The following is an 18,486-nucleotide window of genomic DNA, read 5'->3' on the forward strand; positions in this document are numbered from 1 at the left end:
GGCCCGGCATCGAACTCAGCGCGCGGAACAGCGCTGGGCCTTCTATGCCGGATCCGCCGACGTCGGCCTGCTCGCTGGTGACACGCTTTTGCACACCGACCTTGCACCCCACAACGTCCTGATCAACGACCGCGCGCACATCATCGACTGGGCCTGGCCCACGCGAGGCGCGGCCTGGATCGACCGAGCGGTGATCATCCTCCGGCTCATGGAAGCCGGGCACAGTGTCGAAGGCGCCGATACCTGGGCCCGCGCGTCCTTCGCCTCCTGGGAATCCGCCCCCACAGCCGGGGCAACGGTCTTCGCCAACGCCAGCGCCGCAGCCTGGGACGAGATCGCCCGCAACGACCCGCAGGCCTGGAAGAAGAACATGGCCCGACACGCCCATGACTGGGCGAACCTACTGGCAGAGCCGTACCTCCTGACTCAAGTGCCCCTGAACGGCCTCGCCGAGACTGCTGAGCGAACCTGGCCAGTGATGCGGTCACCAACACTGTTCTGCAGGCGTTCGATCCTGTGTGGCCAGGCAGTGAGCAGGTCTAGGCGCTGCGCCGCGGCTTCCGTGCCGTCGTCTTCTTGGCTGCTTTCTTGGCGGGCTGCTTCTTTGCCGTCTTCTTGGCCGTCGCCTTATTGGCTGCGGTCTTCTTTCTGGGCATGTCGTGGACGGTGGCGTCCTCGCCGCGGGAGGCTTTGGCCTTGGCCACGGACTCTTTGAGCGCGGCCATCAGGTCGACGACCTGCCCCGGTGCCTCGGGCTCCTCAGCCGTGGGCGGTTCACGGTTCTCCCGTTTCGCGTCGATGAGCTGCTCCACGGCTTCCGTGTACCGGTCGGTGAATTCCTCACCTTTGAGGTCGTCGCGGGTCAGCCGGTCGATGAGCTGCTCCGCCTGGGCGATCTCGCCTTCGGTGAGTTCCACCTCTTCCGGTTTCAGCTGGGCCGGGTCGCGGATCTCGTCGGCCCAGCGCATCGAGTGCAGGACGATGACGTTGTCGCGGACGCGGAGCAGGCCCAGCCTCTCGCGCCCCGACCATGCGTACTTCGCGACGGCCACCTTCGACGACCGCGCCAGGGCCTGCCTCAGGAGTGTGTACGGCTTGGCCGCGACCTGGCCGTCGGGCTCGAGGTAGTAGCCCTCGCCGATCTGGATCGGGTCGATGGAGTCCAGGGGCACGAACGCCTCGATCTCGATGGCTTTCGCTGTGGGCAGCGGTATCTCCCGCAGCTCCTCGTCGAGGACCGGGATGATCGTGTCCTTGCCCCACTGATAGCCCTTGCCGATCTCGGACTGGGCCACCTCGCGGTCCTCGATCTCGCAGATCTTGCGGTTCCGCACCCGGCCCATGTCCTCCAGGTGGACCTGGTGGAAGTGGATGGAGTGGTCCTCCCGGGCGTTGACCACGTGGATCGGCACGGTGACCAGGCCAAAGCTGATGGCGCCGGACCAGATGGTTCGGGGCATGGGGGACCTCCGCGACAAGCCCCGAGGCCTTCAGCCTAGAAGCAGGCGCAGGCCCAAGCACGGCGAGGCATCGCTGCTGAACGGGGGAGAGGCGGCATCGGCGTGAATGGTCAGGCGAGGATCCGCAGGGGCTGCCGGGCCGCCGCATCAGGTGCTTTGCGGGTGGCTGCTGGTGAAGCGGACGGTGGAGCCCAGTTCTTCTGGACGGGGGCCAGGCACCACTGGCACAGGGGCATGCCGCCGTTGCCGTACTTGTGGGTGCGTCGCTGGCAGCCGGAACACGGGCCGACCAGGCTGCCGGGGCAGGTGAAGGTGGAGGGGTCCGGTTCGCTGACCGGTGGCGGGGGAGCGCTGGTGCGAAGCCCGCCTCGTCGCCGAAGAAGTCGGCGACCGCATCCGCGCCAAGTTCGGGCCACCGACGCGATCCGCCCTGCCACCACGCTCCTGCGCGTCTCCTGAATCCTCGGACCCATCGCGGAGGCGAGACCCCTGCTGCTCCAACCTGCCCGGATTCCCCGGGCCTGATGTCCCGCCTGCTGTCACCTTGGCCGGGGCCTGTCTCGTGCACCACTCGCCGAGCGATATGGGTAGTTAAGCTCTAGTTTGTCACCGTCACTGATTTCTCATGCAAGGAGCAGGACATGGCTGACAAGGGCGGCATGGACAAGGCCAAGGGCAAGGCGAAGGAAGCGGTCGGCAAAGTCACCGGCAGCGACCGGATGAAGGCCGAGGGAAAGATGGACCAGGCGGAGGGCGAGGCGAAGGAAGCCGTGCACGACGCCAAGGACTCCATGCGCGGCAAGCACAGCAAGCACTGAAGCGCGAACCGGTTGGAGGGGCCCGCCTTCGAGAGGACGGGCCCTCCACCGGAGCCCTGGCGATGAGATGGGGCTGCGCAGCAGGAGCGGGTCGGGGTGGCGGGTTGCCGACGTCCGTATGCCTCGCATCGCCCTGGTCGCGCAATATGCGGGCGTATTGTCGCAATGATGGGGGACGTCGTCATGCACGGCGGGCGATCCCCTCCCGCGATGCCCGCCCGTGGGGATGGGGATGTGTGGTGTCCAGCCGCAGCGAGAAGCCCGGCGTCGGGATGCTGGATGACGCCCTGGCGGACACGGTGCGCCGCACCGGCGCTTCCGCTGGCGGGATCTACCTGCTCGACGAGACCGCGCAGATGCTGGCTCTTGTGGTGATATGCGGCGTACCGGTAGAGGTGGCGTGGCCGTGGCGGCGAGTGCCGCTGGGCGCGCCCGTTCCGGTGGGAGATGCGGTCCGCGAGGACCGGCTGGTCTGGGTGGGGTCCCAGGGCGACATGGCCCGTGCCTATCCCCGCGCCGCCGCGAGCCTGCCCTACCGGTTCGCGCTGGCCGCGACCCCGCTGCAGGGCAGGGGACGGTGCTGGGGCGCACTGATGCTGTTGTGGCCCGCCAGCCATCCTGCCGGTGCCACCGCGCGCGAACGGGGCCACATCGGCTCCGCGGCCCGGCGCATCGCCCGCCTCCTGGACGAGGCCGCTGTACCTCCTGCCGTGCCGGAGCATCCCCGGCTCATTCCGGCCGGCGGGGCCGCCCGCCCGCACGGCGGCCAGCTGCCGCAGGCCGCCGTGGACTACATCGAGCGTCTGCCCGAAGAAGCACTGGGCCTGGACCTCCAGGGCCGGATCACCTTCCTGACCGCCTCGACGGAATTGCTGCTCGGCGTCGATGCCGGACGACTGCTGGGCACCCGCCCCTGGCAGTCCCTGCCCTGGCTGGACGACACTCATATCGAGGACCACTACCGCACCGCCGTCATCAGCCGTGACCCGGTCACCTTCACGGCTCTGCGGCCTCCCGACACCTGGCTGGAATTCCAGCTCTACCCGGACGCCAGCGGCATCAGCGTCCGCATCACCGCCGCCACGGCACCCGAGCACGGCCCGCCCGCGCCCGCCCGAGCATCGCGGTCCACCGGTGCCGCATCCACGCCCCCGCAGGTCGGGCGCCTGTATCAGCTGGTGCACCTGGCAGCCGCGTTCACCGAGACGGTCGCCGTTCGCGACGTCGTCGAGCTCATTGCCGACCAGGTGCTGCCCGCCTTCGGCGCGGACAGCCTGGTGGTATCCGCGAACGACGCCGGCCGCCTGAAGATCACCGGGCACCACGGCTACGACCAGCAGACGATCGACGGACTCGACGGCCTGCCGTTGGACACCGACCTCACCCCCGCGGGACAGGTACTCGCCGACGGCATCCCCTCCTTCTTCGCCAGCCCCCGTGAGATGGCCCGCCGCTACCCCAGAGCGCCGCAGATCAGCGGCAAGCAGGCATGGGCCTTCCTGCCGCTGGTCGTCTCCGGCCGGCCCGTGGGCTGCTGCATCCTCTCCTACGACCAGCCTCACGACTTCGGCGCGGACGAGCGCGCCGTGCTGACCTCGCTGGCCGGGCTGATCGCCCAGTCCCTGGACCGCGCCAGGCTCTACGACGCCACCCGCGACCTCGCCCGCAGTCTTCAACAAGCTCTCCTGCCCCGTAGCCTGCCCTCCCTGCCGGGCCTGGAGAGCGCCGCGCGCTACCTGCCCGCCAGCCGCGGCATGGACATCGGAGGTGACTTCTACGACGTCATCCGCATCGACGCCACAACCGCCGCAGCCGTCATCGGCGACGTCCAGGGCCACAATGTGTCGGCCGCCGCCCTCATGGGGCAGGTCCGCACCGCGATCCACGCCGCTGCCGGCGCTCCGCCCGACCAGGTCCTGGCCCGGATCAACCGGGTCCTTGCCGACCTGGAAACCGACCTGCTCGTCTCCTGCCTGTACGTGCACATCGACCTCGCCCGCCAGGAAGCCGTCCTGGCCAGCGCAGGCCACCCGCCACCGCTCCTGCACCATCCCGCCATGCCGCCCGGCGTCATGGAACTCGACCCCGGACCCCTGCTCGGCATCGACCCAAACCTCTCCTACCCCCTCACCGTCCAACCCCTCCCTCCGGGAACCACCCTCGCCCTCTACACCGACGGGCTCATCGAAGTTCCCGGCACCGATGTCGACCAGAGGGCCAACAGCCTTGCCCGCTGCCTTGCCCAGCACGACGGGGACAGTCTCGACCGCCTCATCGATGTCCTCCTCCACCACGCCCGGCCCACCGCCCACTACACCGACGACATCGCCGTCCTTCTGCTGCGCACCGTTCCACCGCCCACGTGAGCCCACACCCACACCACGGGCGCCGGAACCAGGCTGGCCCCGTTGCTACCAGCGCAGCGTCACCGAGTGAGTGACAAGACCCTCCAGGGTGCCGGGGGCCCTGGCTGACGAGGCAGCTTGCCCGGTCAGCCTCCACACGGCTCACCTCGCGGGCGCGAGGGATATTGCTCTCGTGTGGGGTACACGGCGCCCATGAACGCCGAAACGCTCACCGTGCTGGCCGCTTCGTATGGTGGCGCCCTGTGGCTGATGGCGGCGGGCGTCGCTGTCGTCGTCATCCTGGTCGTCGCATTCTTCATCGGTACCCGACACTCTGCCCGGCGCCGTGTGACAACGACTGCGCCGCAGGCCGCACAAGCACGCCGTGACCTGACGGATCCCGCACACCGCGGCGACGGATGGAGTACACCCGACGACGACCCTGAACAAGGGCATCCCCACCGCTGATGGCGCAGCATCCACGCCGTGCCGTGCAGCCGGTAGGCCCGACTCCGCGTGCGGGGTGCCGCTCACGATCAGCGGTAGCGGTACGGACGGGGCTCAGCTGTCTGGACACCCCAGCGCCGTGCTGTTTCGTCGAGCTGTCCGGCGGAGACCTGTCCGTAGCCGGCAGCACGGCCGGGGTTGCGCTGGGTACTTCGTGACCGACAGAGCTCGATGGCTGTGGCGGTTCCGTCTCGGCCCGACGGCCGCCGATCTTGGCCGGGCGCGGCGGATGATGCGGCAAGCGGTCGTCGGCGATGAGGGTCTCGTCGTCGGACACGCCGGATTCCACGGACCTCCCGACGAAGCGGGCAGGGTCGAGATCGGCTATTCCGCCGGCGCCTGGGGCCCGCCCGATCCGCGCAATCGGGCCGCTGCGCAGAGCTGCCGCCGAACTCGCGCGGTCGCAACCTGAGGGCGACGAGCGGCCCCGACGACCGGCCTTTCTGGTCGGAGGGCACTGGGAGGAGGACGGTCTCGCGCCCGTCCTCGAGGCCCCTGCCTCTCGGGTCCGCCCGCGTAACGGGGCAACCGACTGCTGAGCCAGAGCAAGGGCACCAGTCAGGTTATTCCTGTAAGTGCGTTTTCATGCTTTTCGGCGGGTTACGCGGAAGATGACCAAAGGGAGGCAGGAGGCCAGGATGATCACCCACGGGCAGATTGCCACCGTGCTGGACCACTCGGTGTACGACGTCGACGGAAACAAGATCGGCGACACCAAGCATGTCTTCCTCGACGAAGCGACCGGCGAGCCCGAGTGGGTCACCGTCAAAACCGGGCTCTTCGGCACCAGTGAGTCCTTCGTGCCCACGCGCGAGGCGGCCATGGTGGAGGACCATCTTGAAGTTCCTTACGCCAAGGCCACCGTCAAAGACGCCCCTCACGTCGACGTCGACGCCGGGGGGTTCCTCACGGTGGACGAGGAACATCACCTCTACGAGTATTACGACATCGCGTGGGACGATGGCCGGGGCTGGCAGCAGGTCGTCAACCGGCCGGACCAGGGCGGACGGGACCCCACTGACTCGCCCGTCACCGATGCCATCGAAGAGGCTTCGTTCCCCCGCGACAAGAGCACCGCTTCGGGCCTTGCTCGCAGCCGCCAAAACAATCCGGACACCGAGTCCGCCCGCTCCGATAGTTCCGAAGACAATGCTGCGATGACGCGCCCTGAGCAGGGGCGTGCCGGCACGAACAGTCGCGCCCCAGGGCAGGCGCTGCTGCGCTTGTATGTGGTTCCCGACGAGCAGCGGTAGGGAGGCCCTTGCTGCAGGCGGCGCGTCCAGTCAGCACCAGAACGTCGTCGCCGGCGGCACACTCTGGCCGCCGTCGAGGAGAACGACACCACCTGCTGCTACGCCCTCCAGGGCACGGTCTGCAGCTACTCTCCCAGTACCGCGGCTGCACGCGGCCTGCGCGCTGGGAGCAAGCGATGTCCTTCGCGCTGGCTCCAGTTGCGGGCATCCTCTGCGTCTGGGCCACGAGGGGCGGCCCCGGCGAGAACAACGAGTAGTTCACCACCATGCGAGACCGCTCCGTGGAGCAGCAGACGGGCAGGTGGCGGCGAAGTCGGCCAGCGACTGCCCTGGGCGCAGACGCCGCTGGCCGCAGGTGCCGGGCGCTGCGCGAGAACCTGCCCTCGGTCTGGGGCGCGTCGGCCAGCGCGCGCAGGCTCGGATTGCTGGCCATTGCCGCCCGAATCTTCCCCATGGCGGCCACGAGCCCGACCCGGGTGCTGATCCGCCCAGGCAATACGCATTTCCGGCCCGGCTTCGGAGCAGAGGCCTGCGTCCCCACTGCGATCGTGTCAAGCGCCCCTCCCGAGAGGCGCTTACTGGGCGCTGGCACGCAGCGGGTGGGGGGCAGCGTGCGGACCTGTTCCGCCCCTGAACACGGGGTGGGGAAACCGAGGAGCGCCATCAGAACCGGCGGCCGCGGGCTGAGAAGACGCTGAGGCGGCTATGGTCACCCGCTCCGGGTACCCGCCTGAGCATGCATGCTCTAGTGGCCTACCGCTCCTACCACGGCCCAACCACGTTGTGGGCCTTCGTAGTCGCCGTCCTCATAGTGCTGGTGGCGAGTTGGTATATCAGGCGTCGAAGGTAGGCACGACACCCGCTTTGTAAGTTGGCTCCGAGAGCGCTCCGGCTGCTGCCGTCGACTGGTGCGATGGCCCTCGCCGGCCACGGCACCAGCGTGGTGTGCGTGGGAGCAGGGGGGCGTGCGGGCCTACGCCGGGATCCTGCCCGACTCCCTCACCACCCACCGGCTCGAGCAGCAAGTCGCCGCCTGGAGCGACCCCACCCGCTGCCTTGATGTCGCATGTACGGGATGTGCTTCCAAGACGCCGAACTGCCTGAGACCGTCACCCTCGACCAGCTGCGCTGCAGGGAAGGCCAGCGCATGAGAGCCCTGTACGAAATTCTGGCGCAGCAGCACGAGATCGGCCGCTTCCGCCGCAACTACCACCCCCGACCGGTGGCGAGCCCAGGACTCCGTCAACCTCGCCTTGTCCGCCGCGAATGAATGCCGTACGGCATTTCCACGTCGCACTGCTCGCGCTGGGCCTGTCACCTGCTCTCGGTTTCGTTCACGCAGGCAGCTGCCCTCTGTGGGCGTGGAGTGGCTCATCGCTGTTCCCGGTAGAAGACTGGGGACGCATGCACCATGGAGTTGCAAGACGGAAAGGTGCGCCCCATGAGTGGCAGCAACGGCGGGATGCCTGGCAACAGCGAGTACGGTACGAAACCCTTCAAAAGGTCGAAAAGCCACTTCACGGACCGGATCACGGCGGACGGTCGGGACGGCTGGCCCGTTGAGGCGAACCGCTACCGGCTGGTTGCCAGCCGTGCCTGTCCATGGGCAAGCCGGGCGGTGATCTCCAGACGTCTGCTCGGTTTGGAGGACGCTCTCTCCCTGGCGATCGCCGACCCGATCCAGGACGACCGGAGCTGGCGGTTCACCCTGGACGCGGATGGGCTTGACCCTGTCCTCAAGATCCATTTGCTGGGCGAAGCGTACGAAAAGCGTGAGCCCGGCTACTCGGGCGGGGTGAGCGTGCCGGCGGTCGTGGAGGTGCCGAGCGGGAAGCTTGTGACCAATGACTACCAGCAGATCACGCTCGATCTCGCGACCGAGTGGACAGCCCTGTACCGGCCGGGCGCCCCTGATCTGTATCCGCACGCCCACCGCGATGAGATCGATGAGGTCATGGCCGGCGTTTACGAGGACGTCAACAACGGCGTCTACCGCGCAGGCTTTGCCACCAACCAAGAGGAGTATCAGGCCGCCTGCACAGGGCTGTTCCGCCGCCTGGACCAACTGACGCCCCGACTGGAACGCCAACGGTATCTGGTCGGGGACACCATCACGGAAGCGGATATCCGACTCTTCACCACACTCGTGCGCTTCGACACCGTCTATCACGGCCACTTCAAGTGCAATCTACGGAAACTGTCAGAGATGCCGACGCTGTGGGCTTACACCCGAGACCTATTCCAGACACCCGGCTTCGGCGATACCGTCGATTTTGACCACATCAAGCGCCACTACTACCAAGTCCAATCAGGCATCAACCCGATTGGCATCGTGCCCCTGGGCCCTGATCTGTCGGGATGGCTCATGCCGCATCACAGACAGGAACTGGGCGGTCATCCGTTCGGCGACGGAACCCCTCCGGAGCCGGTGCGCACCGACGAGGAAGTACCTCCTCCAGGCAGGCCCTGACTCTAGAAGCCTGTTGAGCGACTGCAGGCTGCGCCCGGCATACGCGTGACACAGCGCCACGGCCTGACATAAGCCGTTGCCTACCGGCTGCCCGCCTGGAGGGGACGTCTCACCCCGTACCCCCTCCGGCACTTCTGCGCTTGCCACCTCGAGCACCGTCACCGCCACTGGCCGGCCACCCAAAACCCTTACCTGTTCCTCCACTTCCGCAAAGCTCGTATCACCGCGCACGTCGGCAACCGCTGGGTCAACCAGCGCTTCGAACCCGGCCTCACCCCCGGCACACTGCGCGACGACCGTCTCCTGAACAAAGCCCACGTCCTGCGGAGACACCAAGCACCTCACGGAGCCCTTCGGCCTCACCACCCGTGCCGCACAGCGCTACACCACCACCCTCGAACACCCCGGCCTGCACACCCGCCGACCCGGCACCATCCCGGGCAGCGCCGCACCGCCCGACCGCTGACAGCAGCAAGCGAGGTGCGATGTGCGGACGGTGCAGGGGTGCATCCGGTACGCGAAGGCGCTGGGCCTGGCCCAGCGGGCTTCCCTCTATTTGATCGAGCCGTTCAGGGCGGCGTCGAGGTCCAGTGGTGTGGAGGTCGGGCTGGGCGGCGGGTTGAGGACGACCTGGGGCTGGCCGGGTACCGGGTTCGGTGGAGTCATGTCGGACTTGGGGAGCTTGGGCGGGGTGGTCTGGTTGAAGACCGTGGTGTCGAAGTCGACGAGGCCGGTCTTCTCCATCACGGTGATGTGGTCGAGCACCGTGTTGTTCGCCTGATCGGCAAGCGCGCGGATCAGCGTGTTCTTGGTGGTCGAGCGGACCTTGGCGATCGCGTTGAAGATCGAACCGTGGGTCATCCGCAGGATGTTGGCGAAGTCGGTGTCGAACTGCCGCCCCGACTCTGTCTTCAGCTGAGTGACGAAACCTTCCTGCTGGGGGCTCGCCACGTTGGGCAGCGTGATGTTCAGCATCGGTGCGATCTTGCGGCAGCTGGTGTCCAGGGCGGCGTGCCCGTCGACGAGGTGCTGGCTCGCGGTCTTGACGGCCTGGCTCTGTCCCTTCTGCAGGCCGATCAGGCCGAGCGGGTGCTCCCACAGGCCGGCCGCGCGCACCTTGACCACGAAGTCCCGTTCGCCTTCTGTCAGCGGTCCCCACTGCGTGTTGGCGATGATCCGGTCGGGCGAGGTCGACACCGTGCTGATACCGAGCATCGCCGGGTAGGCGAGAGCCGCGAGGGTCAGCGTTAGAGCACCGCCCACAAAGAGTGTTCCGATCACATTGCCCGAACGCTGCACTGTTCCTCCTGCCCGTCGGCTTGGCGCCGATCTGCCGTCGCCTGGTCGGGGCGGCCGAAGAGCAGTACGCACAGGAAGCCGCTCGGACTCAGTGCACCGGCCGAAAGGTTCATGGACAGCGCACAGCTCGAGCCCAGGACGCCGGGCCGTGCCGGGTCGGGTCGCTGAGCGGGCCCGGCACGCGCGGCCAAGTGATCTCACCGTCGGCGGCCGGGGTCGCCTGCCTGGCGCGGATGCTCGACGGCTTCGCCGGGCCGGGGCGGGGCGTGAGGTGATCACCTCAGAGAATGGCGGGAGTTGCTACGCCGCCCCGCCGGTCGCGGTCAATTCTCGCCACGTTCACCGTTACCGGGACCTGGAGTTCAGGTCACCTCGGTCGGGTGCCGTTGTCGCGCTTGCTGTCACGGTCAGGCGAGACCCGCCTGCTGATGTCGGGATGCCCGAGCAGCCGCTCCGGGTGGCCGGTCCTGTCCGTACGGCCACGTCCTGGTTGTGCAGCGCTTCGCCGCACCAGGAGCAGACGACCGTGGCGTGCATGTCGTGGTCGCACATGGTGTGGTGCGTGACTGGGTGATGACCCTCGGCATCGAGCTGCTGCTCGCCGCCGGCATCCGCAGCGGCATCTACCCCTTCGGCGGGGCCACCTTCCGCTTCCCCCGCGAAGCGGATGGGGCAACGCCAAGCGCTGGATCCTCACCTGCGATGAGTTCGACGCTGCCGAGGCGCACCGCATCGGCCTGGTCCAGGAAGTCGTCTCCGACGGCGCCACAGCGCTCGAGCGGGCCAGGAGATCGCGCGAGCCCGCCAGCGTCAACGGCGGGACGGGCGCGAACGGTTCCACTGGCGGGGGAGGCGACGGCTTCTTCGGCGGCCCCGCAGGCTGACATCGAGCCCACTGGCTTCGAAGCCATCGACGGAACGGGCCGTGTCGTGCGCAGTGAGGTGGGGTACGGCTTCGGCAATAGGCCCGTCGGGGTGGGGAGGCTTTCGCGTGGGCAGGGCGAGCCGAGGCAAGAAGGAGCGCAGCAGAGACAAGACTGGGCAGTGGACCCCTGTCGGCGCAGCAAGGCGGCCCATCGGCTGCGCGAGCAGACCCAGAAATGCCTGATAGGTAATCCGTGGGTGCAGATGACCCTCGCCGAGACCATCAGCAACGTCGTCAGTGAGCTGCACGCCGTGTTGCTGAACAGCAATGTCTCCGAGTTCGCGGACAAGCCCGAGGGCATCGAGCGGGATGCGGCACTGTCCATGACGCTGGGCAAGCAGGGACACCCGCCGCCATGGCCTCGGGCGGCCGGAGAGGCCGCTTCCTGGCAGACACGCCAGATCGGGAAACTGCTGCGGCAGGCCGAGGTCCTCGTCATCTCCCCGGCTGCGCACGCCGCAGTGATGGCGGCGGCCGCCACCCTTGAGCCGGCTGACGTCAGCACACTGGACCGGGACCGGGACATTCCCATGCGCACCGGTCTGCTCGTGCTGCCTGAGCCGGTCGTTGTCGTCAATCGAACCGGTTCCCTTTCGGACACGCGAGCGTTCGGCTGGCAGTTCATCACCCAGCATCAGATCCTGCCCACCGCGCAATACCCCGGTGTGCGAGTGTCGACGTTCATGGACCGTGACGGGCCCGTACAGCCCGCCGGATGGAGACAAGCGGTCTCCCAGGCCCGGGCGGCCGGCAGCCCGCTGCCCCCGCTCATGCCGGACGGAATGTACGGGATGCGGGGCGACGCCTGCCTGGCGCTCGAGAGCACCGAGACGCTCGCGCGTCTCTCTGAGGACTACCGACAGATGCAGGACGTCCTCAACCAAGCCTCCCAGTGGCGCGCCGAGCCGGTCCTCGAGATCGGCGAGTGGGCGGGAGGCCGGGTGGATGACCGGTACGACGACTTTGGGGCCCGCTACATGTTCGCTTTCTGGCGGCTCCTCAGCCAGGGCGTCACGGCCCTCGATTCACCTCAGGCCCCAGCAGTGCGCAGGGTCTCGGACGGCGGTGACACCTCGCTCCCGCAGGATCCCCAGGTACGGGTGATCCGCCTCGCCGCGCCCTCGCCCCGATCGTCGGATCCGGCGGGAGACACGAAGCGCCTCTACCGCCACCGATGGCCGGTACGCATGCACAAGGTCAGGCAGTGGTACCCCAGTCACCAAGAACACCGAGTGATCTGGCGCGGCCCCTACATCAAGGGGCCAACGGACGCTCCACTCATGGTGGGCGAAAAGGCCTACAGCGTGGATTCTTGACCCGGTAGGGGCGGCGACGCGCTTGACGCTGCCGGCGGGGAGCTACAGCGAGGTCTGATGCGGTGGATCCCCGGCTGCGTTCGGGGCTTCCGTGCTCAAGGGAGTAGGTTCTGATGCCGGTGGAGGCGTGCCCCCGTAGTCGCCGTGTCGTACCCGGGGGCACTGAGCCCAGCCTCAGTGTTACGACCAGCCGCACAGGAACACGATGTACGAGGCGAGCACGGACCCGACCACCCCTGTGACAGTGCTGGCGGCGAGCCATACGAGCTGCTCGCCAAGACCCTTGTGAGCGTTCAATTTCGTTCTCCCTCAGGCTTTTGACGTCACAGCAGTTGCCGTGACTAAGCTTGAGGCGGGCCTGGAAAGATCTTAGCGGCCGACGATGTGATGCGGGGTGTGGTTCTGGAGGCCAGGGGCTCGCTGGGGGCTGGCTGGATCGGTGCGTTCTTCTGCGGTCACCAGATCCATATTCCTCCTGGGACGCCGTCGGGGCCGAGGCAGTGGGCTGCTTCGGGGCCAACGCGCGTGTCGTTGTCGAGAGGGATGACGAATCGATCCTCGCCGAAATGGAGGGCGAGGAGCCGGGCGGGGTCGAGTTCGTAGCCGTCGACGGTCTTGCCTATGTAGCGGTGCAGCAGGTCCATTGATCCGGGCTGGGGAAAGCACCATTCGCTGCCGCCCAGCACGCCGAAGGGGTCGCTAATGGCGCGCAGGACCTCTCCGTTGGGGTCGAAGTGCAGTTCGACGTAGTCGGCTACGAAACACACGGACCTGACGTCCAGGCCCACCAGCTGCTGGATCGGGTCATCGGGATAATTCGGGGTGTTCACCGCTCCATGATCCCAAGCGGTTCTGCCCGTCCCGATCGCGGACTGTCCGCTGGTCGCCTGTGGTCCGAACGATCAGCCGGCAGTCGGCCTCACGCGAATGCACTGAGCTGCCGCCCCGGATGGGCGTTCTGGATGCGCCGGTAGTGCTCGGCAATCTGCAGGCCCGGCCATCCACGGCAGGGCCGGGCGGCGGCCTTCCGCGCTCGCGCCGGACAAAAGCCCGGCGCGAGCGCGGCAGGGCCGGGCGTGGGGCAGCGGGAGGGCGGGGTTGGAGCGGCAGGCGCGGTCCGTGGCGGGGCTGCTGGTGTGCCGTACCCGCGGTACCCGTTCGGCTCACGCGGACTTCCAGGCGGATCTCGTTGATCACGACATGACGATGCAGGACGTATCGGCAGTCGTGACGGCAGCGGACCGCACACCCCACCCACGGTCTCCCCGTCGACGTACAACAACCTTCAGCCCGGCTTGCGTTGCGAGGCCTGCTGGACGACGCCCTCGCCGGCTTGCCGCTCCTGCGCCCGCTCACGAGCCTGGGCGAGTACCCGAGATCCCCCCGGTCCTGGACATGATGCGGTGCATCGTGGGTACGGCTGCGGTTCGGGAAGATCGTGGGGCGGCCCGGCCGCGAGGGGTGAGTCGGCACTGGGCCGCCGCAACCTCACCCTGCAACAGCACGAGAACCAGCGCCACGCGGGCACGGCACAGGGGTGAGGGCCCGAAGCGGATCTCTTGGGCTTCGGGCCCTCGGTCGGTGCGCAGTCTCAAGAGCGTTGATATCCCGCGCGCCGACCGGCTCAACGTCATCCTGTTGGGAGCGACACGGCCATCTGTCCCTTTCAGCGGGCGTACGAGTGAGCTTTGTCGAGGGCGGTTGCTGACGGGCGAGTCGTCGCCTCGACGGCAGAGGGCTACGAGACGATCAGGCGTCACGTCGCTCCTCGCCCCCAGACCTGGCGAGGGTGACTCTGCCGCTGTGGTCAGCGTCGGCAGGTCCGGGCGGTCATCCCTTTACCGAGACGACCGCCCGGGACATCACGTCAACCGCAAACGCCTGCCACAGCTGCCATGACGGACGCAGCGGTCAGCTCACGCGCATCCGAGGGATGAAGCCGGAATGCCTGCGCGCGATGTCTCTTGTAACGATCTTCGTCGTGGACGGACACGACGCCTTGCGCCGGCGTGGGTGCTTCAGGGCTGCCGCCCGTGGTGCGTGGTGTAGGGCGGCGGGTCAGGCTTTGTGGATGAGAGAGCGTTCCGTGGTCGTGTACCCGGCCGTGAAGCATGAAGGGCGGAAGGTGGAAGTGGACGGGGTGCTGGTAGGCAGAGCGTGTGGTCTGCGTGATCTCACTGAGGTGCTGCGGCGCGCTGAGGTCGACGTCCCCGACTTGTCGGCGATCGAGTGGCATGGCGGCGGTCCTGAAGCGTGGTCCACACCTGGCTGATCTCCGCCCCGGGCCATCCGTTGCCGCAGGGCCAAGGACCGGTGAGGACGCGCTCAAGGGCCAGGGTCATGCACCAATTGGGCTGGTCCTTCTGGGCGAGGTGCTGGACCGGTTCCCTGCGGATGTCGGCGTACAGCGTTGCGGTGCGGGCCAGCCGATTCTTCTTCAGAGCGGCGGTGCCCTGCGGATGTGGTCATCGGCTCGGTGAGCACCGGATCTGGGCTGGCGGGTGGGGCGCGGTGGGGGATGGGCATTTTCGTCTGGGATCCGACCCGGCGCCTGGCGTCGTCCAGGGTCCAGTGGGTGTTGCCGCTGGGGAGATCGTCGATCGCGGCGAACCGTTCCGCGTCGTCGTCGATGCGGGCCAGCACCTGGTGGACCGTGAACGACTCCGTCTTCCGGCGCCGGTCGGCCGGCCAACGCGATGCCGTCCATCGGGCCTGTTCAACCGTTGTCACCGGCAGGCCGATGTCCTTGGCCAGCCGGGTCAGGGACTGCTCCACCGACCACGCGGTGGACGCGACCGGCCCGCTGCCGGGACCCATCGGCTCGATCTCCAGGGCCCGGTCCCCGATCGTGAACTGCGCCTGCGTCAGTCGACCGGCCGTACTGCGCAACTCGGCAATGATCTGCTCGTAGCGGAGCTGGCTGACGGCGCCGACGTTCTCGAACTCCTCGGACATGGTCACCCAAGCGCGGTCTGGGACAAGGCACTTCGGCCGTGAATGGAGCAGACTTTGCATCCATCACCGAGACTCACACCAGCAACCCTTGGATTGCAACGAACGACCGCAATTGCCCAGCAATTGCTCGGAGTCGGGATCGCGATGCGTTCGATGAACGCTCCCTGTGACCAGTCCGCGAACGGTCTCTTCCGGCGCCTCCAGGCCGCGGGCAGAGTTCATGCCTTGCTGTGCGGGGACTGTGCGTACTGCGCCAGCTGCCGCTCCAGCTCAGTGCGGACGTCGGTGCACAGTTGGCCGGTGCGGGCCCAGTCGATGACCAGTTCTGACACGTGACGGAGCTTGATGTTCGTCCGCTGGGAGACCTCGCGGAGCACGCCCCATCCCTGCTCTGGCGTCAGCTGGCTTACGGCGAGGACGACTCCGATGGCCTGGTCGAGCACGGCGTGCGAGCGCATCGCTTCGTGAAGCTGGGCATTCTCACCCTGTAGCTCCTCCACGAGCCCTGCTGCGCGTTCCTCCATGTGCCGCTCCACGTGTTCCTCCAACGAGTCCCGTGCAGCGGGATCCGATTCGGCGGCGGCATTGACCACCACCGCGCCTTCAGTCGCTCCCTGACTGGTCACCGGTTCCGTAATTCTCTGCCCCGTCTGTGCCGGAACGACCCCCACACAGGAGCGTTGAGAGTCCTAGATCACCACGTCGGCCCAGGGGGGAACGACCGGATACGACCAGCACCAGCACACGGACAGGGGTTATGAAGGCCCGCCGGCCCTCGAAGCCGCCGGAACCACGCTGATCACCGTGCTCAGCGCGACCAGCTGCAAAGGCCTATGACGAGCTGGTGGCACGGCCCGATGAGCTCGGCACGAAGCACTCTGCCCTGACCGCGCAGTTCGGCGTGAGGTAGTGCAACACTCACCCTGCAGCGTCAGGTCCGGTTCTCCGGGGGCTGGTGGGTGTTCGGGACGGGTGTGACATGCCGCTGGTGGCGTAATGAGGGTGCCACCTTGGCTGGCAGGGTGACTCTGTGTTGCGCCGGAGGAGGGGTCCCAGCCCGTGGGCGCACCCGTCACGTGAGTGGATCTTTGAGTGGATCCGGCCGAGAGGAGCCGGGGATGGTTGAAGGGTCTGTGGGCCTGGCGGGACTGCTTGCCGCGGCGGAGGCCGGGATGCCTGTCGAGTCGGCTGAGGTGGTCGCCTTCGAGCTGGCGAGGACTCTGGGCGCCCGGTCCGTGTCCTTCTTGATCAGTGACTTCACCGGCAACGCCGTTGTGCGCTTGAGCAACGCCGACGCCGGAGAGGAGCGGGAGCACATCGGGTTGCCCGGTACCGTCTACGAGCAGGTACTGCGTGACCAGCGGGTGTCCGTGCGGGAGGGGCGAGACGGGCAGGTCCAGATCGTGGCTCCGGTGACCAACCGGGGGGATGCCATCGGGCTTCTCGAAGCCTTCCTCCCCCGAGCCCCCGAACCAGCAGCTGTGCAGACCATCGTGGAAGCAGCCCACGCTCTGGCGTACATCCTCATCGCCAACCGCCGCTTCACCGACCTCTACCAGTGGGGTCGGCGCACCCTCCCTGTGGTCCTGGCCGCTGAGATCCAGAACACTCTCCTTCCCGACTGCCTTACCTGTGAGGCGCCGCAGTTCACGGTCTCCGGCGAGCTGATCCCCGCCGAAACGGTCGCCGGCGATACTTTCGATCACTCCCTGGACCGCCACACGTTGCATGTGTCCATCACCGATGCCATGGGCCACGACGTCCGGGCCGCCCTGTTGGCCACTCTGCTTGTCGGCGCTCTGCGCATGGCCCGCCGCACTGGTGCTGACCTGGCCGAACAGGCCCGACAGGCCCATCAGACGCTGCTCGACCACGGCGCTGTCGGCTCTTTGGTCACCGGTCAGCTCTTGCGGATCGATCTGCGGACGGGAAGGGTCGGTTTCGTCAATGCCGGCCACCCATGGCCCTGGCTTCTGCGTGGGGGACGTCTTAATCGCCTCACTCCCGAGGTCGATCCGCCCTTTGGCGCCCCTCTGCCGCACCCACACCGCGTTCAGACTCGCCAACTGCAACGGGGTGACCGTCTCATTCTGGTCACCGATGGCATGCTTGAGCGCAACGCTGTCGCCGAGGATCTTCCCGCCCTGATTGAAGGCACCCGTGACCTGCACCCTCGCGACACTGTTCATGTGCTTACGCAGGCCGTCCTGCGTGCCCAGCAAGGCGTCCTGCACGACGACGCCACCGTGGTCTGCCTGGACTGGCGAGGCACCCGGGACTAGGCAGTGCGCAGCTGCACGCGGAATGCGTACGACACCCAGCATCTTGTCGGTGCCCCACCCGGGCGGAGAACGACCGGAAGGCATGAGACATGGCTACGGGAACTGCGAAGTGGTTCAACGCGGAGAAGGGCTTCGGGTTCATTGCCCAGGACGGGGCGGCCCGGATGTCTTCGCGCACTACTCCGCGATCAACTCCTCGGGCTTTCGTGAGCTTCAGGAGGGCCAGATCGTGACGTTCGATGTCACCCAGGGCCAGAAGGGCCCGCAGGCCGAGAACATCAACCCGGCCTGACCCTTCAACCTGCGCCTGAGGGCACCGCGCTCGACTGTCTCGTACAGCAGTACCGCCCGCCCCTCAAAAGGATGCCTGGGCTTGTCCGGCGCATGGGCGGGATGTTGAGGGGCACGGATCGGGGCCGCGCAGCAGCTGCGCGGCCCCGATCCCTATGTGAGACCGGCGTTTCGCCGCGATGGGGCTGAGGCTGGCGCGGGGCAGCGTGCCGGGTTCTGCGTGTGATGTTCCGGCAGGCCTTCATTGACCTGCGTGGCGAGGCTTCTCCCCCAGCGCTGGCTGGGCTGCGCGGTCGTCGGGTTGGGTGTCCTGTTCCAGGTGGAGCTGGCGCAGGGTGCTGTCCGTGTCGTACCGGAGGTGTTCGGGGGAGGCCAGGCGCTGCCATTGCGGGTCGGGGTGGCAGGGGATGGTGGCTCCGCGGGCGGCCCATTCTCTGGCGAGCTGGCTGTATACAGGTGTGTTCTGGTCCGGGCCTTGTGCCGGGGTCTGGCCACGGGCGTGCGCGGGGTGGGACGGCCCTCGGCGCGTTTGTTCCGGAACGCGGGCGTCGGCTCTGCGTTTGCC

At 67.7% G+C, this 18,486-nt stretch carries 13 protein-coding genes and 1 pseudogene; 9 read left to right on the forward strand and 5 right to left on the reverse strand.

Features of this window, described 5'->3' with window-relative positions; genetic code table 11:
• Window positions 1-539: 539 nt before the first annotated feature.
• Window positions 540-1,460, reverse strand: coding sequence for a Ku protein (locus OG788_RS39235; RefSeq protein WP_406375718.1), 921 nt, complete (start codon window positions 1,458-1,460; stop codon window positions 540-542).
• Window positions 1,461-2,101: 641 nt separating this feature from the next.
• Here OG788_RS39235 and OG788_RS39240 point away from each other — a divergent pair.
• The 6 genes from OG788_RS39240 to OG788_RS39265 all read left to right on the forward strand — a co-directional run bounded on the left by OG788_RS39240 (window position 2,102) and on the right by OG788_RS39265 (window position 8,853).
• Window positions 2,102-2,278, forward strand: coding sequence for a CsbD family protein (locus tag OG788_RS39240; RefSeq protein WP_406375719.1), 177 nt, complete (start codon window positions 2,102-2,104; stop codon window positions 2,276-2,278).
• Between the two features lie 272 nt (window positions 2,279-2,550).
• Complete coding sequence (locus tag OG788_RS39245) at window positions 2,551-4,644, forward strand: SpoIIE family protein phosphatase (RefSeq protein WP_406376967.1); 2,094 nt, start codon at window positions 2,551-2,553, stop codon at window positions 4,642-4,644.
• A 192-nt stretch (window positions 4,645-4,836) separates the two neighbouring features.
• On the forward strand, window positions 4,837-5,091 hold the full coding sequence (locus tag OG788_RS39250; RefSeq protein ID WP_406375720.1) for a hypothetical protein: 255 nt from the start codon (window positions 4,837-4,839) through the stop codon (window positions 5,089-5,091).
• A gap of 677 nt (window positions 5,092-5,768) precedes the next feature.
• Entirely contained in the window at window positions 5,769-6,383 is a 615-nt protein-coding gene (locus OG788_RS39255) for a PRC-barrel domain-containing protein (RefSeq protein WP_406375721.1), read from the forward strand.
• A 1,075-nt stretch (window positions 6,384-7,458) separates the two neighbouring features.
• Window positions 7,459-7,653, forward strand: a complete 195-nt coding sequence (locus OG788_RS39260) for a hypothetical protein (protein ID WP_406375722.1) — start codon at window positions 7,459-7,461, stop codon at window positions 7,651-7,653.
• A 171-nt stretch (window positions 7,654-7,824) separates the two neighbouring features.
• Window positions 7,825-8,853, forward strand: a complete 1,029-nt coding sequence (locus tag OG788_RS39265; protein WP_406375723.1) for a glutathione S-transferase family protein — start codon at window positions 7,825-7,827, stop codon at window positions 8,851-8,853.
• 552 nt (window positions 8,854-9,405) lie between these two features.
• Here OG788_RS39265 and OG788_RS39270 read toward each other — a convergent pair.
• Window positions 9,406-10,116: a DUF4142 domain-containing protein gene (locus tag OG788_RS39270; RefSeq protein WP_406375724.1), complete on the reverse strand. Its 711-nt coding sequence runs from the start codon at window positions 10,114-10,116 to the stop codon at window positions 9,406-9,408.
• A gap of 567 nt (window positions 10,117-10,683) precedes the next feature.
• Here OG788_RS39270 and OG788_RS39275 point away from each other — a divergent pair.
• A complete protein-coding gene (locus tag OG788_RS39275; protein ID WP_406375725.1) occupies window positions 10,684-12,393 on the forward strand; it encodes a hypothetical protein in 1,710 nt (569 codons plus the stop codon).
• A 455-nt stretch (window positions 12,394-12,848) separates the two neighbouring features.
• On the opposite strand, the gene OG788_RS39280 is transcribed toward OG788_RS39275, so the two are convergent.
• The 3 genes from OG788_RS39280 to OG788_RS39290 form a co-directional block, all read right to left on the reverse strand.
• Window positions 12,849-13,223, reverse strand: coding sequence for a hypothetical protein (locus OG788_RS39280; protein ID WP_406375726.1), 375 nt, complete (start codon window positions 13,221-13,223; stop codon window positions 12,849-12,851).
• A 1,495-nt stretch (window positions 13,224-14,718) separates the two neighbouring features.
• Entirely contained in the window at window positions 14,719-15,348 is a 630-nt protein-coding gene (locus tag OG788_RS39285) for a DUF6192 family protein (RefSeq protein ID WP_406376968.1), read from the reverse strand.
• Window positions 15,349-15,566: 218 nt separating this feature from the next.
• Window positions 15,567-15,872: an ANTAR domain-containing protein gene (locus OG788_RS39290; RefSeq protein WP_406375727.1), complete on the reverse strand. Its 306-nt coding sequence runs from the start codon at window positions 15,870-15,872 to the stop codon at window positions 15,567-15,569.
• 594 nt (window positions 15,873-16,466) lie between these two features.
• Between OG788_RS39290 and OG788_RS39295 the strand changes: the two genes are divergently transcribed.
• Together OG788_RS39295 and OG788_RS39300 are read left to right on the forward strand one after the other, a co-directional pair.
• Window positions 16,467-17,630, forward strand: a complete 1,164-nt coding sequence (locus tag OG788_RS39295) for a PP2C family protein-serine/threonine phosphatase (RefSeq protein ID WP_406376969.1) — start codon at window positions 16,467-16,469, stop codon at window positions 17,628-17,630.
• 89 nt (window positions 17,631-17,719) lie between these two features.
• Window positions 17,720-17,922 (forward strand): annotated as a pseudogene (locus tag OG788_RS39300) (cold-shock protein).
• Window positions 17,923-18,486: the final 564 nt, after the last annotated feature.

The organism is Streptomyces sp. NBC_00647, from assembly GCF_045207245.1.
Taxonomy (GTDB): domain Bacteria; phylum Actinomycetota; class Actinomycetes; order Streptomycetales; family Streptomycetaceae; genus Streptomyces.

What these genes read in the sequence shown, in the direction of transcription:
- OG788_RS39250 (WP_406375720.1), top strand. Translation starts at nt 4,837, where the DNA reads ATGAACGCCGAAACGCTCACCGTGCTGGCCGCTTCGTATGGTGGCGCC.
- OG788_RS39255 (WP_406375721.1), top strand. Translation starts at nt 5,769, where the DNA reads ATGATCACCCACGGGCAGATTGCCACCGTGCTGGACCACTCGGTGTAC.
- OG788_RS39285 (WP_406376968.1), bottom strand. Translation starts at nt 15,348, where the DNA reads ATGTCCGAGGAGTTCGAGAACGTCGGCGCCGTCAGCCAGCTCCGCTAC.
- OG788_RS39235 (WP_406375718.1), bottom strand. Translation starts at nt 1,460, where the DNA reads ATGCCCCGAACCATCTGGTCCGGCGCCATCAGCTTTGGCCTGGTCACC.
- OG788_RS39260 (WP_406375722.1), top strand. Translation starts at nt 7,459, where the DNA reads ATGTGCTTCCAAGACGCCGAACTGCCTGAGACCGTCACCCTCGACCAG.
- OG788_RS39265 (WP_406375723.1), top strand. Translation starts at nt 7,825, where the DNA reads ATGAGTGGCAGCAACGGCGGGATGCCTGGCAACAGCGAGTACGGTACG.
- OG788_RS39290 (WP_406375727.1), bottom strand. Translation starts at nt 15,872, where the DNA reads ATGGAGGAACGCGCAGCAGGGCTCGTGGAGGAGCTACAGGGTGAGAAT.
- OG788_RS39240 (WP_406375719.1), top strand. Translation starts at nt 2,102, where the DNA reads ATGGCTGACAAGGGCGGCATGGACAAGGCCAAGGGCAAGGCGAAGGAA.
- OG788_RS39245 (WP_406376967.1), top strand. Translation starts at nt 2,551, where the DNA reads ATGCTGGATGACGCCCTGGCGGACACGGTGCGCCGCACCGGCGCTTCC.
- OG788_RS39295 (WP_406376969.1), top strand. Translation starts at nt 16,467, where the DNA reads ATGGTTGAAGGGTCTGTGGGCCTGGCGGGACTGCTTGCCGCGGCGGAG.